11 protein-coding genes are annotated in these 14,664 nt (G+C 51.6%); 8 read left to right on the top strand and 3 right to left on the bottom strand.

Translation table 11 applies throughout. The features are described from left to right. Positions 1 to 5: 5 nt before the first annotated feature. The 7 genes from glyQ to A6301_RS06015 all read left to right on the top strand — a co-directional run bounded on the left by glyQ (position 6) and on the right by A6301_RS06015 (position 8,816). Positions 6 to 920: a glycine--tRNA ligase subunit alpha gene (gene glyQ / locus A6301_RS06045; RefSeq protein WP_010286428.1), complete on the top strand. Its 915-nt coding sequence runs from the start codon at positions 6 to 8 to the stop codon at positions 918 to 920. Between the two features lie 9 nt (positions 921 to 929). Beyond that, positions 930 to 2,999 (top strand): glycine--tRNA ligase subunit beta, encoded by a 2,070-nt coding sequence (glyS, locus tag A6301_RS06040; protein ID WP_107169305.1) that lies wholly within the window; start codon positions 930 to 932, stop codon positions 2,997 to 2,999. A 288-nt stretch (positions 3,000 to 3,287) separates the two neighbouring features. Then, positions 3,288 to 3,992, top strand: coding sequence for a DUF3053 domain-containing protein (locus A6301_RS06035; RefSeq protein WP_205540549.1), 705 nt, complete (start codon positions 3,288 to 3,290; stop codon positions 3,990 to 3,992). A gap of 510 nt (positions 3,993 to 4,502) precedes the next feature. Continuing rightward, positions 4,503 to 6,410: a PTS mannitol transporter subunit IICBA gene (locus tag A6301_RS06030; protein ID WP_234257347.1), complete on the top strand. Its 1,908-nt coding sequence runs from the start codon at positions 4,503 to 4,505 to the stop codon at positions 6,408 to 6,410. Positions 6,411 to 6,471: 61 nt separating this feature from the next. After that, complete coding sequence (locus A6301_RS06025) at positions 6,472 to 7,620, top strand: mannitol-1-phosphate 5-dehydrogenase (RefSeq protein ID WP_234257346.1); 1,149 nt, start codon at positions 6,472 to 6,474, stop codon at positions 7,618 to 7,620. Positions 7,621 to 7,731: 111 nt separating this feature from the next. Continuing rightward, the gene (locus A6301_RS06020; RefSeq protein ID WP_205543228.1) at positions 7,732 to 8,304 is read left to right on the top strand and encodes an MltR family transcriptional regulator; all 573 of its coding nucleotides are present in this window, start codon (positions 7,732 to 7,734) and stop codon (positions 8,302 to 8,304) included. A gap of 149 nt (positions 8,305 to 8,453) precedes the next feature. Further along, positions 8,454 to 8,816 (top strand): YibL family ribosome-associated protein, encoded by a 363-nt coding sequence (locus A6301_RS06015; protein ID WP_107169301.1) that lies wholly within the window; start codon positions 8,454 to 8,456, stop codon positions 8,814 to 8,816. A gap of 96 nt (positions 8,817 to 8,912) precedes the next feature. On the opposite strand, the gene A6301_RS06010 is transcribed toward A6301_RS06015, so the two are convergent. The 3 genes from A6301_RS06010 to fdhD all read right to left on the bottom strand — a co-directional run bounded on the left by A6301_RS06010 (position 8,913) and on the right by fdhD (position 12,822). After that, positions 8,913 to 10,805 carry a methyl-accepting chemotaxis protein gene (locus A6301_RS06010; protein WP_234257345.1) on the bottom strand — a complete coding sequence of 631 codons (1,893 nt, stop codon included), beginning with the start codon at positions 10,803 to 10,805 and terminating at the stop codon, positions 8,913 to 8,915. A gap of 298 nt (positions 10,806 to 11,103) precedes the next feature. Continuing rightward, positions 11,104 to 11,730, bottom strand: a complete 627-nt coding sequence (gene sodA, locus A6301_RS06005; RefSeq protein WP_039533059.1) for a superoxide dismutase [Mn] — start codon at positions 11,728 to 11,730, stop codon at positions 11,104 to 11,106. A gap of 258 nt (positions 11,731 to 11,988) precedes the next feature. Further along, positions 11,989 to 12,822, bottom strand: coding sequence for a formate dehydrogenase accessory sulfurtransferase FdhD (gene fdhD, locus A6301_RS06000; protein WP_205540546.1), 834 nt, complete (start codon positions 12,820 to 12,822; stop codon positions 11,989 to 11,991). A 220-nt stretch (positions 12,823 to 13,042) separates the two neighbouring features. Here fdhD and A6301_RS05995 point away from each other — a divergent pair, with 220 nt between their 5' ends. After that, a complete protein-coding gene (locus A6301_RS05995; RefSeq protein WP_205540545.1) occupies positions 13,043 to 14,578 on the top strand; it encodes an aldehyde dehydrogenase family protein in 1,536 nt (511 codons plus the stop codon). Positions 14,579 to 14,664: the final 86 nt, after the last annotated feature.

The following is a 14,664-nucleotide window of genomic DNA, read 5'->3' as shown; positions in this document are numbered from 1 at the left end:
CCAACATGCAAAAGTTTGATACCAAGACCTTCCAGGGCCTGATCCTGACATTACAGGATTATTGGGCTCGCCAGGGCTGCACCATTGTTCAACCATTGGACATGGAAGTCGGCGCAGGCACTTCACATCCTATGACCTGTCTGCGGGCACTGGGGCCGGAGCCAATGGCCGCCGCCTATGTGCAGCCTTCTCGTCGCCCGACCGATGGGCGCTACGGCGAAAACCCAAACCGCTTGCAGCACTATTACCAGTTTCAGGTCGTCATTAAGCCATCGCCGGACAATATTCAGGAGCTGTACCTCGGTTCTCTGAAAGAACTGGGTATGGACCCGACCATTCACGATATCCGTTTCGTGGAAGATAACTGGGAAAACCCAACGCTGGGCGCATGGGGCCTGGGTTGGGAAGTCTGGTTGAATGGTATGGAAGTCACGCAGTTTACCTACTTCCAGCAGGTTGGCGGTTTGGAATGCAAACCCGTGACCGGTGAGATTACCTACGGTCTGGAACGTTTGGCGATGTACATTCAGGGCGTTGATAGTGTTTACGATCTGGTCTGGAGCGATGGCCCGTTAGGTAAAACCACCTACGGCGACGTGTTCCATCAAAACGAAGTCGAGCAGTCAACCTACAACTTTGAACACGCTGATGTCGATTTCCTGTTCAGCTGTTTCGAGCAATATGAGAAAGAAGCGCAGCACCTGCTCGCGCTGGAAAAACCGCTGCCTTTGCCAGCTTACGAACGCATTCTGAAAGCGGCGCACAGCTTTAACCTGCTGGACGCGCGTAAAGCGATCTCGGTTACCGAGCGCCAGCGCTACATCCTGCGTATTCGTACCCTGACCAAAGCGGTTGCGGAAGCCTATTATGCCTCTCGTGAGGCATTGGGTTTCCCGATGTGTAATAAGAAAGAGAGCTAAGAGGCAGCCATGACTGACAAGACTTTTCTGGTGGAAATTGGCACGGAAGAGCTGCCGCCGAAGGCTCTCCGTAATCTGGCAGAATCCTTTGCCGCGAATTTCACGGCGGAGCTGGATGCTGCCAATCTGGCGCACGGTGACGTAAGCTGGTTTGCTGCGCCGCGCCGTCTGGCGCTGAAGGTTGCACGCCTAAGCGCTTCCCAACCCGATCGTGAAGTAGAAAAACGCGGTCCAGCGATTTCCCAAGCGTTTGATGCGGAAGGTAAGCCGACAAAAGCGGCAGAAGGCTGGGCGCGTGGCTGCGGTATCACCGTTGAGCAAGCTGAACGTTTGACGACCGACAAAGGCGAGTGGCTGCTGTATCGTGCCCATGCTAAAGGTGAACAGGCACAGGCGCTGTTGGCGGGTATGGTCAGCACCGCATTATCGAAGTTACCGATTCCAAAATTGATGCGCTGGAGCGACAAAGAAACCCAGTTTGTACGTCCGGTGCATACCGTGACTATGCTGTTGGGTGAGGAATTGATCCCCGGTCAGGTATTGGGTATCGATTCCGCTCGTACTCTTCGCGGCCACCGCTTTATGGGTGAAGCTGAATTTACGATCGACAATGCAGAGCAGTATCCACAGATTCTGCTGGAACGCGGTAAAGTCGTCGCCGACTACGATGCGCGTAAAGCGAAAATCAAAGCTGATGCAGAAGAAGCCGCACGCAAGATTGGCGGTAATGCCGATCTTAGCGACAGCCTGCTGGAAGAAGTCACCTCGCTGGTGGAATGGCCGGTGGTACTGACCGCGAAATTTGAAGAAAAATTCCTCGCCGTACCGTCCGAAGCGCTGGTTTACACCATGAAAGGTGACCAGAAGTATTTCCCGGTTTATGACAACAGCGGCAATCTGCTGCCGAATTTCATCTTTGTTGCCAATATTGAATCCAAAGATCCACAGCAGATTATCTCCGGTAACGAAAAAGTGGTGCGCCCACGTTTGGCTGACGCCGAGTTCTTCTTCAATACCGACCGCAAGAAGCGTTTGGAAGATCACTTACCGCGTCTGGAAACGGTTTTGTTCCAGCAGCAACTGGGTTCATTGCGTGACAAAACTGACCGCATTCAGGGGCTGGCAGGCTGGGTTGCTGGCCAAATTGGTGCTGACGTGAACCACGCAACGCGTGCGGGTCTGCTGTCCAAGTGCGACCTGATGACCAACATGGTGTTCGAATTCACCGACACGCAGGGCGTGATGGGGATGCACTATGCGCGTCATGATGGTGAAGCCGAAGATGTAGCTGTTGCGCTGAATGAGCAGTATCAGCCGCGTTTTGCGGGTGATGAACTGCCGTCTTCTGCGGTGGCTTGTGCGCTGGCGATTGCCGACAAAATGGATTCGCTGGCAGGGATTTTTGGCATCGGCCAACATCCAAAAGGTGACAAAGATCCATTTGCACTGCGTCGCGCAGCCCTCGGCGTGCTGCGTATTATTGTCGAAAAACGTCTGCCGCTCGATTTGCAGACACTGACCGAAGAAGCGGTACGTTTGTATGGCAGCAAGCTGACTAATACCAAGGTTGTGGATGACGTGATTGAGTTTATGCTCGGTCGTTTCCGTGCCTGGTATCAGGAAGAAGGGCACAGTGTGGATACCATTCAGGCGGTATTGGCGCGTCGTCCAACTCGTCCGGCTGATTTCGATGCCCGCGTGAAAGCCGTTAGCCACTTCCGTTCGCTGGATGCAGCAGCGGCGCTTGCAGCAGCTAACAAACGCGTTTCCAACATTCTGGCGAAGTCTACCGATACGCTGAATGAGAGCGTCAACGCTGCTGTATTGAAAGATGCGGCGGAAATTACGCTGGCAACACACCTTGTCGTGCTGCGTGACAAACTGACGCCGCTGTTTGCCGAAGGCCGCTATCAGGAAGCGTTGGTTGAGCTGGCCTCGCTGCGCGAACCGGTCGATGCATTCTTCGATCAGGTGATGGTCATGGCGGAAGATGAGCAGGTGCGTGTGAACCGCCTGACGCTGCTGAGCCAACTGCGTGAGCTGTTCTTGCAGGTTGCGGATATTTCCGTTCTGCAATAACGATAACTGCGTCATTGTCATCTTAGCCCCCGAATAGGTTCTCCTATTCGGGGGCTATTTTCTTCTCATTCCAGAACGCCCACCTATAGCCGCCCCGTGTATCTCGAGACTTAAACAGTCGGTATTCGTTGTAAGACCTGGCCTTTTTCTACACAGCAAGCCCGATTCGACTATGCTTATATCGTAGAAAATCTTGTCATGGAAAATCCGTCGTCAGCGTGTTTTTGTCTAAATAAAGCACGGCTGGCGGGGCAGTAAGCATAACAGGAGTAGGGAATGAGGAGGCTGATGACGTACCGTTCACGCTGGCTGCTGCCAGTTCTGGTTATTCTGGCGGCATTACAGCTTGCTGCCTGCGGTGATAGTGAGGCCGACCAGCGCAAGGCATTCATTGCATTTCTGCAAAGCGCACAGTCGCAGCAGGATGGGACGCTGCCCGCATTGACGGAAGAGCAGAAGAAGAGTTTTGGCAATTTTGCCAACGATTATGCGATTTTAACCACCTTTTCTCAGCAGTTTAATCAAGCCGTATCCGGCAGTCTGACGCCGATGCTGGGGCAAATTTCCCGTATTCGTGTCCCTAAAGACTATCTGACACAGCGTGATGCGCTCAGGCAATCTGTTGGAACCATGAGCCTGTTGGCGCAGCATGTTCAGGCGGCAAAAGCGCAGGCTGACAATGCCCACCGTACGTTAAAGCAGCCCGAAGAGGTGCAAATTCCTTATGAGCGGCTCTATGCGAGCACGGTAATACAGCCGACGAATGCGTTGTTACCTGTTATTCCTGGCGCCACGTCGTTTGCACAAAGCCTGATTCAGGTTGGCGATTTCCTCCAGGCTCAGGGCGATCAGGCCGTATTTAACGGCGCATCTGTCCAATTCCGCACCCCACAGCAGGCGGCGCAATATAACAGTATGGTGGCGGCATTACCTGTGCAGCAACAGAATGTGATGAATGCGCTCAGAGGGGTAAATAGCGTGAATTATCCTTAATAGCCTCTTGGCGAGTCGATATTAGCGGGTAGGTATTCTGGATAAAATGAGTGTGACGGACGAGAGGAGAAAAATAAATTGTGATTTGAATCACATAAATAAAACAAACATGACCGCTTAAAATGTGATGTAAATCACATATAAGGCGCTGTATTTGTCTACGAATCTGTTTAGTTTTTCATTTTTAACGGTTTTTTGTGAAGTAAATCACCTATTTGTATCGTTGATGTAGGGTGGTTGTGTGATTTTTGTCACGTTCCTGCCATGAGGTTGCGGTATGAAAACAGCGTGTTAGAGTCCGCGCTGCATACAGTAATAATGACGGAAATATTTTTGTGGCAATCGGTGTTTTTATAACAGCTGAGCTTTCGGTAACCGTCGATATCTCGGTAAAAATAAGGCTGTCGGTTGTTGCTAACCATCGCTGCGACTAACACACGTTGCCACGCCGTCTCACGATAATTACCACGCGCTCTTATTGTCAGCGCGTTTCAATAGGGGTGTGTTTTTATGCTTTCACCAGATATTAAGATCAAAGTGCAAAACTTTGGTCGCTTCCTCAGTAATATGGTGATGCCCAATATTGGCGCATTTATCGCCTGGGGTATTATTACCGCGCTGTTTATCCCTACCGGCTGGATTCCCAATGAAACCTTGGCGAAGCTCGTCGGCCCGATGATTACGTATTTGCTACCATTGCTGATTGGTTATACTGGCGGACGTCTGGTATTCGGTGAGCGTGGTGGTGTCGTGGGTGCAATTACGACGATGGGTGTGATCGTCGGAACCGACATCCCGATGTTCCTCGGTGCCATGATTGTGGGCCCGCTGGGCGGCTGGACGATTAAACGTTTTGACCGCATGGTCGACGGTAAAATCAAGAGCGGTTTTGAAATGCTGGTCAACAACTTCTCTGCCGGTATTATCGGTATGTTGTTGGCAATTCTGTCGTTCTTGGCAATTGGTCCGCTGGTTGAAGTCTTCTCTCAGGTGCTGGCTTCCGGCGTTAACCTGATGGTACAGAACAACCTGTTGCCGTTTACGTCCATCTTCGTTGAACCAGCGAAAATTCTGTTCCTGAACAACGCGATTAACCACGGTATCTTCTCTCCGCTGGGTATTCAGCAGGCGACGGAAACTGGCAAATCTATTTTCTTCCTGATCGAAGCGAACCCAGGTCCAGGTATGGGCGTGCTGATGGCTTATATGTTCTTCGGGCGTGGTAACGCGAAAGAATCAGCACCGGGTGCGGCGATTATCCACTTCCTGGGCGGGATTCACGAAATCTACTTCCCTTATGTCCTGATGAATCCGCGTCTGATTATCGCGGTGATCCTGGGCGGGATGACTGGCGTGTTTACGCTGAGCGTACTAGGCGGTGGCTTAGTTTCTCCAGCCTCTCCGGGCTCCATTCTTGCAGTGTTGGCGATGACGCCAAAAGGTGCTTACTTCGCTAACCTGGCGGCGATTGCAGCGGCTTTCGCGGTGTCCTTCATCGTGTCGGCGATTTTGCTGAAAAGCACCAAGCAAAAAGAAGAAGACCTGGGCGATGCGACGCGTCGTGTGCAGGAAATGAAAGCGTCTTCTAAAGGTGCAGCGACTAACACGGGCGTCAGCGGTGATATGAGCACCGTGCGTAAAATCATCGTAGCGTGTGATGCTGGTATGGGTTCCAGCGCGATGGGTGCTGGCGTGTTGCGTAAGAAAGTTCAGGATGCTGGGCTGACCAACATTTCGGTGACCAACAGCGCGATCAATAGCCTGCCGGACGATGTCGATCTGGTGATTACGCACCGCGATCTGACTGAACGCGCTATGCGCCATGCGCCGCAGGCGCAGCACATTTCTCTCACCAACTTCCTTGATAGCGGTCTGTATAGCGATCTGGCTGCTCGTCTTGTGGCAGCGCAGGGTGCCGCGCAGCCTGAAACCGTCGCGACGCCTGCACCCGCTGTAGCCGACACGCAGACGAACCTGTTCCAACTGGGGGCGGGTAACGTGTTCCTGAATCAGCATGCGACACACAAAGAGCAGGCAATTCGTTTCGCCGGCGAGCAACTGGTGAAAGGCGGCTACGTCGAGCCTGCGTATGTTGAAGCCATGCTGGAGCGTGAAAAGCTGACCTCCACTTATCTGGGCGAGTCGATCGCCGTGCCGCACGGTACGATAGAAGCGAAAGACCGCGTGTTGAAAACCGGCGTTGTCTTCTGCCAATATCCTGAAGGCGTTCGCTTTGGCGATGAAGAGGATGAGGTTGCGCGTCTGGTTATCGGTATCGCTGCCCGTAACAACGAACATATTCAGGTCATCACCAGCCTGACCAATGCGTTGGATGATGACGCGGTTATTGAACGTCTGGCACACACGCAGGACGTTCAGGAAGTACTCGACTTACTCTCCGGTAAAAAGAGTGCCTGATTAATTTGGCTAGTGCCGCCTTCGGGCGGCCTCTTTTTATGTCTTTTTAAGGTTACGTCTCATGAAAGCATTACATTTTGGCGCGGGTAATATTGGCCGCGGGTTTATTGGGAAATTGCTGGCGGATGCCAATGTCGAACTGACATTTGCTGACGTCAATCAGCCGCTGTTAGATGCCCTGAACAGTCGTAAAAGCTACGCGGTGCGGATTGTCGGTGATAACACGCAGGTTGATACCGTCAGCAACGTTAGCGCTGTTCACAGCGGCAGTCAGGATGCTGTCGCGCTCATTGCCGTGGCCGATTTGGTGACGACCGCTGTGGGGCCACAGATTCTGGAAAAAATCGCCGGAACTATCGCTCAGGGGCTGGTTAAGCGTCACGAAGACGGCAATATCCGGCCGTTGAACATTATTGCCTGTGAAAATATGGTGCGTGGCACCAGCCAGTTAAAACAACATGTACTGAAACTGCTGCCGGAAGGCCATCATGAATGGGTGGTCGAGCATGTGGGATTCGTCGATTCCGCCGTAGATCGCATCGTTCCCCCTTCCGAAGTCGGTAGCGATGATGTTCTGGCGGTGACGGTAGAAACCTTCAGCGAATGGATCGTCGATAAAACCCAGTTCTGCGGTGAGCCGCCAGCGATTCCCGGTATGGAACTGACCGACAATCTGATGGCGTTTGTCGAGCGTAAACTGTTCACACTTAATACCGGCCATGCGATTACGGCCTATCTCGGTCAGCAGGCGCGCCATCAAACGATCCGCGATGCAATTCTTGACCCGCAAGTCAGAGCCGTTGTTAAAGGTGCAATGGAAGAGAGCGGCGCGGTACTCATCAAACGCTACGGTTTTGATGCGGATAAGCACGCTGCCTATATCAACAAGATTCTCAGCCGCTTTGAAAATCCCCATCTGCATGATGATGTCGAACGCGTTGGTCGTCAGCCGCTGCGTAAGCTGAGTGCAGGAGACCGTCTGATCAAGCCGCTGCTGGGAACGCTGGAATACCATTTACCGCATGACAACCTGATTACCGGTATTGCCGCGGCGATGCATTATCGCAGCGAACAAGATCCGCAGGCGCTGGAACTGGCTGAGTTAATCCACACCCAGGGCGTGCAGGCGGCGTTGGTGCAGATTTCTGGTCTGGATGCCGACAGCAAGGTTGTCGCGCAAGCAGTGAATGTGTATAACGCCATGCAGTAATCGGCGCGTCTCGTCACCAGGCAAGTGTGGTCTTTTCGACACGGTGTAAAGGTATACGGGCGACGTCGGGGATGCGATGTCGCCACACCTGCCGGTAAGCATGCTACCGAGATGGGTATGCTGTGTGCGGGTTTAAAGGGTCGAGAAGTGACGATGGAAGAAACACAGGCGTTTGAAAACCGGGTTCTGGAAGCGCTGAACTCAGGGAAGACAGTGCGCGACTTTATGCTCTGTGCCGTTGAATTACTGGCTGAAGCGGTCAGCATCCTGATGTTGCAGGTGTTCCGCAAAGACGATTATGCGGTGAAATATGCCGTTGAACCTCTGATGACGGGCACGGGGCCACTGGGCGACCTTTCCGTGCGCCTGAAACTGATTTATGGCTTGGGAATGATCAGCCGTAAAGAGTACGAAGATGCGGAACTGTTGATGGCGTTGGGAGAAGAGCTGGCGCATGACGATCGGCATTATCGTTTTACCGATGATGAAATTCTGGGGCCTATCGGTGAGCTGCACTGCGTTGCTGCGTTGCCCACAGAACCCGCTTTGCCGCCCGTAGTAGAAGCTGCCGATCCACTTCTGGTGAGCATGCAACAGCAGCGTTACCAGCAGATGGTACGTTCTACACTGGTTTTATCTCTGACTGCATTGATTGCGCAAATCAGTCTGAAAAAGGCGTTTTAGTCCCATTCAGCGATATCACGCTACATTAACCTGTCAGGTGTTTATATTCGTCATACTTCAAGCTGACTGGTCTTTCAACAACTCGAATTATTTAGCGTATAGTGTATGCTGTGCCCCGCATTATTCTCCCGTTATATAGGTTATCTTTTATGAAAGAGCAGGAAAAAGCAGAGATCAAACGTCTTAGCGACCAATTGGATAAGCTGACGCATAAGCAGACTACGCTGCTGGCACAAGGTGATGCCGAAGCTATCGCACTCAATCTGGAAGCTTGCGAAAAGCTTACGGCTGAGATTGAGCGCCTGCGTAACGTGAGAGAACAGAAACTTAGCAAAGAAGCGCAGAAACTGGCGAAGCTGCCTTTCAACCGTGCGATTACCAAAAAAGAGCAGGCTGATATGGGGACGTTGAAGAAGAGCGTTCGCGGTTTGGTGATTGTGCACCCGATGACTGCACTCGGGCGTGAAATGGGCTTAAAAGAGATGACAGGTTACGCGCCGAAATCGTTCTGAGGCCTTTTCTCTGCGTAGACAGAGGATACTGGATTAATTGCAAAGCCCCTGCTTAACAGGGGCTTTGTCGTTTTTGGTGCTCTGCGATTTTTACTATTAGCGCGGCGCGTGCAGATGATGTGTTTGGTTGGTAAACGCGATACCGGCCGGTGTGTCATCATGCTGTGCGTTGGCTAGACGGAAGACGGAGACGGCCTGCTTCAGCAGTCTCGCCTGCTCTTCCAGCGAATCGGCGGCCGCAGAGGATTGTTCAACCAGCGCGGCGTTCTGCTGCGTAGTGCTGTCCATCTCCACAATCGCCTGGCTAACCTGACTGATTCCCCTGCTTTGCTCATCTGATGCGGTGGCAATTTCACCCATGATGTCATGCACCTGCGTGATTGAGGTGACGATATCGTTCATGGTTTTGCCCGCATTGCCGACCAGTGTCGCACCACGTGATACTTGATTAACCGATTCAGAGATCAGGTCTTCAATTTCCTTCGCAGCCTGAGAACTGCGCTGAGCTAAACTACGGACTTCGCTGGCGACAACGGCAAAGCCACGGCCTTGCTCACCAGCACGGGCGGCTTCCACCGCGGCGTTCAATGCCAGAATGTTAGTCTGGAAGGCGATGCTGTTGATGACGGACGTAATTTCCGCGATACGTTTGGAGCTGTTCTCAATTGCCGTCATGGTTTGCACCACGTTATTCACCTGTTCGCCACCCTGTTTCGCGGTGTGGGAAGCGCTGATGGCCAGTTTGTTGGCGTGGTGTGCGTTGTCTGCATTTTGCTTAACCGTTGCGGTGAGTTGCTCCATGCTGGCGGCAGTTTGTTCAACGGCAGCGGCCTGTTGCTCGGTACGTGAAGATAAATCTGTATTGCCTGCAACGATCTCGCCAGATGCGTTAGAAATCTGGCTGACGCCGACGCGAATGTCATCGATCATATTGTGCAGGTTGTCATTCATTTTCGACATTGCACTCATCAACTGACCCAGTTCATCTTTGCGGGTAGTGTTGATGGACATGGTGAGATCGCCTGTTGCTATTTTTTCAGCCATGCTCAGCGTGCTGCCCAGTGGCGTGGTGATTTGACGCGAAATAAACCAGGAAATCAGCAGGCCAAGCAGCAGCGTAATCAGTGCCGCGATGCTCATTTGCAGCGTGGCGTTGTGAATATCGGCCTGTGAGGCAGCAAGCTGATCGCTCAGCAGGGATTTAACCACGATGTTCAACTGCTCGGCGACAGTCTGCATTTGCCCCGCCTGCGCCATTTCCTCCTGATAGGCTGGCATATAGGCCAGAACCTGTTCTTCATAATTGTTCATTATTGCCAGAACGGGAGACAGCGTGTCACGCTGTTCGGCAGACAGACTCTGATACAGAAAGGTCAATGATGTTTGTGCCGCGTTGATGGCATCCGTCAGTTTTTCTTCGGATTCTTTATTGGTAGAAAGTAATAAACCACGAACGTGGTAGCGGACGGCAATCAGTTTTTGGTTCAGGTCTGAAAGTAATAATTGCAGGTTTGTACTGTTGTTGTCTGTCTTTAATTGATCGTTGAGCTCTTGTAGGGGTTTTTCCGTGGTTGAAATATTCCAGCTCTTTCTTACAGCATCCTTTTTGCTCACGGCATTAATATAATTATTTTGTTTTTCCTGATAGCTGGTAATTAATGTGGGGATGCTGGCTATTTTCTTTGCGTCGCTTTCAGGCCAGTGAAATTCTTTTGCTTTTTCAGCGAGTTTACTGACGCTGGCAATATGCTCAATGTTCCTTTTTATATCATCTGGGTTATAAGTGGTGCCGTATAATGCGCGGTAATATTTAGCCTGGTTAATTTCATCATTGATATTGTTGCTTAAATTAACTTTATCAATACTGTCTTTCAGCGAGCTGATATGCATAATGCCCGCGCCGGCAATCACCATGGTCATCAGCAGAATCAGGAAAAAGCCCAATCCTAATTTTTTACCGACTTTTAGATTGTCAAAATTCATAGCCATCACATCCCACCACTATATCGTATTGAGTCGAATTCACTATCCTGATGCACACTTGCTTAGCGGTGTTAGCATCTCGGATTACCACTTACCAAGCTTATCCCTGCAAAACAGCATGATAAAAATCCGCAGTAGATATCGGCACTTTACTCTGAAACTTTATGCGCCAATGAGCGAGGATAGCCAGCGTACATGAGGCTCGACGTCCAGGAGGGATAATAAAAAACTGGAATAACAGACTGTTATTCCAGTTTATATTCAAACGCAGAAGAGGCCTGATGGTATCAGGCACTCAGCGGTTTTATTTTTTTGCGCTAGCGAAACGAGCAGCGGCTTCGTCCCAGTTCAATACGTTCCAGAATGCTTTAGCATAAGCTGGACGAAGGTTCTGATATTTCAGGTAGTAAGCGTGCTCCCATACGTCCAGACCGACGATTGGGTAGCCAGATGCGCCAGAAACAGCTTCACCCATCAGCGGGCTGTCTTGGTTTGCAGTCGATACAACGGCCAGTTTACCGTCGTCTTTCAGTACCAGCCACGCCCAGCCAGAACCGAAGCGGGTTGCTGCTGCTTGCTCAAATTTCTCTTTAAACGCGTCAACGCTACCGAAATCACGCTCGATGGCGGCTTTCAGATCGCCAGTCAGCGTCGTGCCTACTTTCAGGCCTTTCCAGAACAGGCTGTGGTTAACGTGGCCACCCGCGTTGTTACGCAGTGCCGTTCTTTTCTCCGCAGGAACGTTATCCAGTTGAGCGATCAGCTCTTCAGCAGACAATTTAGCCAGCTCAGGCAGAGATTCCAGCGCGGCGTTAGCATTATTGACGTAAGCCTGATGGTGTTTGGAATGGTGAATTTCCATCGTTTCTTTGTCGAAATGCGGTTCCAGTGCGTCATAAGCATAAGGCAGCGATGGCAGTGAATAACTCATGTTTAGCATCTCCATGGTAAAAAAAATGTTACGGCACTGTGTTGTTAGTGCCGCGTAAGCAATACCTTCATTATAGTTAATTAAATGATATTGAAAATGATTATTCTCGAATGGGTGGCATGAATCAGATTGCTTTACTTCATGATAACAAACGCTTATGTCGTTATTGCACTATGTAAAAACAAATTAATCTATACCGTCGTGCTTCAAATTGCTTGTCCGCTGGCGGGGAGCCATCGCGATCCTAACGGTAATGGCTTATGCGCTTAGACGTTGCGGATGCGTGTAAATGGTCGCATGCCCTGGTCGACAAAACCCCACCAGCGTCAGGTTGCAACGTTGTGCAACGTCAACGGCCAGTGAGGTGGCTGCCGAGACAGCAAACAGGATTTCCACACCACACATGGCAGATTTTTGTACCATTTCATAGCTGGCTCGGCTGGAAACCAGCGCGGCACCCTGTTGCCATCCTTGTTTTGCTCGGGTGCCAAGCAATTTATCCAGTGCGACATGGCGGCCAACATCTTCGCTTCCGCCTGACAGCGTGCCGTCTGGCGCTATCCAACTGGCTGCATGGGTACAGCCTGTCATCTGGCCGATCTTTTGTACATCGCGCAGTCGCACCAGTGCGTTTTCAAGTTTGCTGAGGGAAAATGTCTGGGTGAAGGGCAGAGGCATCACTGGTTTGCCGATTTCTGCAAGCTGCTCTACGCCACATACGCCGCAGCCTGTGCGGCCATCCATTGCCCGACGTCGTTCTTTTAGCCCGGCAAAGCGTCGGCTGGAAAGCTCAATCTGCACTTCGATGCCGTTACAGGCGGCCTGTACATCAATGCCGTAGATATCTGCGGGTGATTGGATAATGCCTTCAGATAAGGAAAACCCGAGAGCGAACTGTTCCAACTCTTTTGGTGAAGCCATCATCACAACATGTGAGATGCCGTTATAAACCAGCGCAACGGGCACTTCTTCCGCCAGCCAGTCAGGTTGTGGCTGGTGTAGCGAGTCGGGATGATAGACCGAATGTTGCGTTGCGCCCTCGAGGGCCGTATCTGCGCGTAAATGCACCTCTTCCACCTGAAATACCTGCATGTTAGTAACCCTGGAAATTAAAAGTATTATTTCACCGCGCCTGAAGGGATGCGACTTTTTCTCGTAAGAAACTGTGCGTCAACTCGAAGAGTTGCCTTCTTCTCTGGCCGAATCCTGTCGCTAACTCCATACCCCGTATAGGCTTAATGTAACGGTTTACTGTTTGCCTCTTTTTTCACTGCGGCCTGGCCGCTCACCCGGAACTGAAAAGGAGACTGAAATGGCGCACGATAATCTCGAAGGCCGATCTGCATCTGGCGAAATCGGCTCTCTTAATCTGAAAAAACGCTATGACAATTTTATCGGCGGAGCCTGGATTCCACCTGATGCGGGTCAGTATTTTGTCAATTTAACGCCAGTAACGGGTCAACCGATGTGTGAGGTAGCCAGCTCGACAACGCGAGATATTGACCATGCGTTGGATGCTGCTCACAAAGCAAAAGCGCAATGGGGTGGCCTGTCGGTGCAGGAACGGGCGCTGGTGCTTAACCGCATCGCTGACCGAATGGAACAAAATCTTGAGCGGCTAGCGCAGGTAGAAACTTGGGATAACGGTAAACCGATACGTGAAACCAGCGGGGCGGATGTGCCGTTGGCGATTGACCACTTCCGCTATTTTGCGGCCTGTATCCGCGCGCAAGAGGGGGCGATCAGCGAAATTGATGGTGATACCGTAGCCTATCATTTTCATGAACCTCTCGGTGTGGTTGGACAAATCATTCCCTGGAATTTCCCGCTGCTGATGGCCTGTTGGAAGATGGCACCCGCGCTGGCCGCGGGTAACTGTATTGTGCTGAAGCCCGCCAAACTGACGCCGATGTCGGTGCTGGTTTTGATGGAGCTAATTCAGGATCTGTTGCCGCCGGGTGTCATTAATGTCGTTAACGGGTCGGGAAGCGAAATCGGTGAATATCTGGCGACGTCGAAACGCGTCGCGAAAGTTGCCTTCACTGGGTCGACAGAAGTAGGCCAGCAGATCATGAGCTATGCGGCGCAGAATGTGACGCCGGTGACGCTGGAGCTGGGCGGCAAGTCGCCAAATATCTTCTTTGCCGATGTGATGGATAAGGAAGACAGCTTCTTTGACAAAGTGCTTGAAGGTTTCACGCTGTTTGCCTTCAATCAGGGAGAAGTCTGCACCTGTCCGAGTCGTGCGCTGGTGCAGGAATCGATCTACGATCGCTTTATGGAGCGGGCAATCAAGCGCGTTGAGGCGATCCGCATCGGCAACCCGCTGGACAGCAGCACCATGATGGGTGCACAGGTGTCAGCAGGCCAGCTTGATACCATCCTTAACTATATTGATATCGGTAAGAAAGAGGGCGCACGGGTGCTCACGGGCGGCCAGCGTAAGGCGATGTCGGGTGGTCTGGCGGAAGGTTACTATCTGGAACCGACGATATTGTTCGGTAAAAACAGTATGCGCGTCTTCCAAGAGGAAATTTTCGGTCCGGTATTGGCAGTAACGACGTTCAAGACGATGGAAGATGCGTTGGAGATCGCCAACGATACAGAATACGGCCTGGGTGCGGGTGTGTGGAGCCGTAACGGCAATATCGCTTACCGAATGGGACGCGGCATTCAGGCTGGTCGCGTCTGGACCAATTGCTATCACGCCTACCCGGCACATGCCGCGTTTGGGGGCTACAAGCAGTCTGGTATCGGGCGTGAAAACCATAAAATGATGCTGGAACACTATCAACAAACCAAGTGCCTGTTGGTAAGTTACTCTGATAAGCCGATGGGGCTGTTCTAACAGCATACTTCCTTAAAACCTTGCGCGCTTGCCACCGTAGGCGCGCATAGCTTAACTCAACACCGTTTTCCGTATTAAGCCGTCCT

The sequence above is a fragment of the Pectobacterium sp. IFB5596 genome (genome assembly GCF_021432585.1).
In the GTDB taxonomy this organism is placed as follows: Bacteria; Pseudomonadota; Gammaproteobacteria; order Enterobacterales; family Enterobacteriaceae; genus Pectobacterium; species Pectobacterium punjabense.
Note: the sequence above shows the minus strand (reverse complement) of the source record. Positions and strands in the feature narration are given on the sequence as shown.

What these genes read in the sequence shown, in the direction of transcription:
- glyQ (WP_010286428.1), top strand. Translation starts at nt 6, where the DNA reads ATGCAAAAGTTTGATACCAAGACCTTCCAGGGCCTGATCCTGACATTA.
- glyS (WP_107169305.1), top strand. Translation starts at nt 930, where the DNA reads ATGACTGACAAGACTTTTCTGGTGGAAATTGGCACGGAAGAGCTGCCG.
- A6301_RS06035 (WP_205540549.1), top strand. Translation starts at nt 3,288, where the DNA reads ATGACGTACCGTTCACGCTGGCTGCTGCCAGTTCTGGTTATTCTGGCG.
- A6301_RS06030 (WP_234257347.1), top strand. Translation starts at nt 4,503, where the DNA reads ATGCTTTCACCAGATATTAAGATCAAAGTGCAAAACTTTGGTCGCTTC.
- A6301_RS06025 (WP_234257346.1), top strand. Translation starts at nt 6,472, where the DNA reads ATGAAAGCATTACATTTTGGCGCGGGTAATATTGGCCGCGGGTTTATT.
- A6301_RS06020 (WP_205543228.1), top strand. Translation starts at nt 7,732, where the DNA reads ATGGGTATGCTGTGTGCGGGTTTAAAGGGTCGAGAAGTGACGATGGAA.
- A6301_RS06015 (WP_107169301.1), top strand. Translation starts at nt 8,454, where the DNA reads ATGAAAGAGCAGGAAAAAGCAGAGATCAAACGTCTTAGCGACCAATTG.
- A6301_RS06010 (WP_234257345.1), bottom strand. Translation starts at nt 10,805, where the DNA reads ATGGCTATGAATTTTGACAATCTAAAAGTCGGTAAAAAATTAGGATTG.
- sodA (WP_039533059.1), bottom strand. Translation starts at nt 11,730, where the DNA reads ATGAGTTATTCACTGCCATCGCTGCCTTATGCTTATGACGCACTGGAA.
- fdhD (WP_205540546.1), bottom strand. Translation starts at nt 12,822, where the DNA reads ATGCAGGTATTTCAGGTGGAAGAGGTGCATTTACGCGCAGATACGGCC.
- A6301_RS05995 (WP_205540545.1), top strand. Translation starts at nt 13,043, where the DNA reads ATGGCGCACGATAATCTCGAAGGCCGATCTGCATCTGGCGAAATCGGC.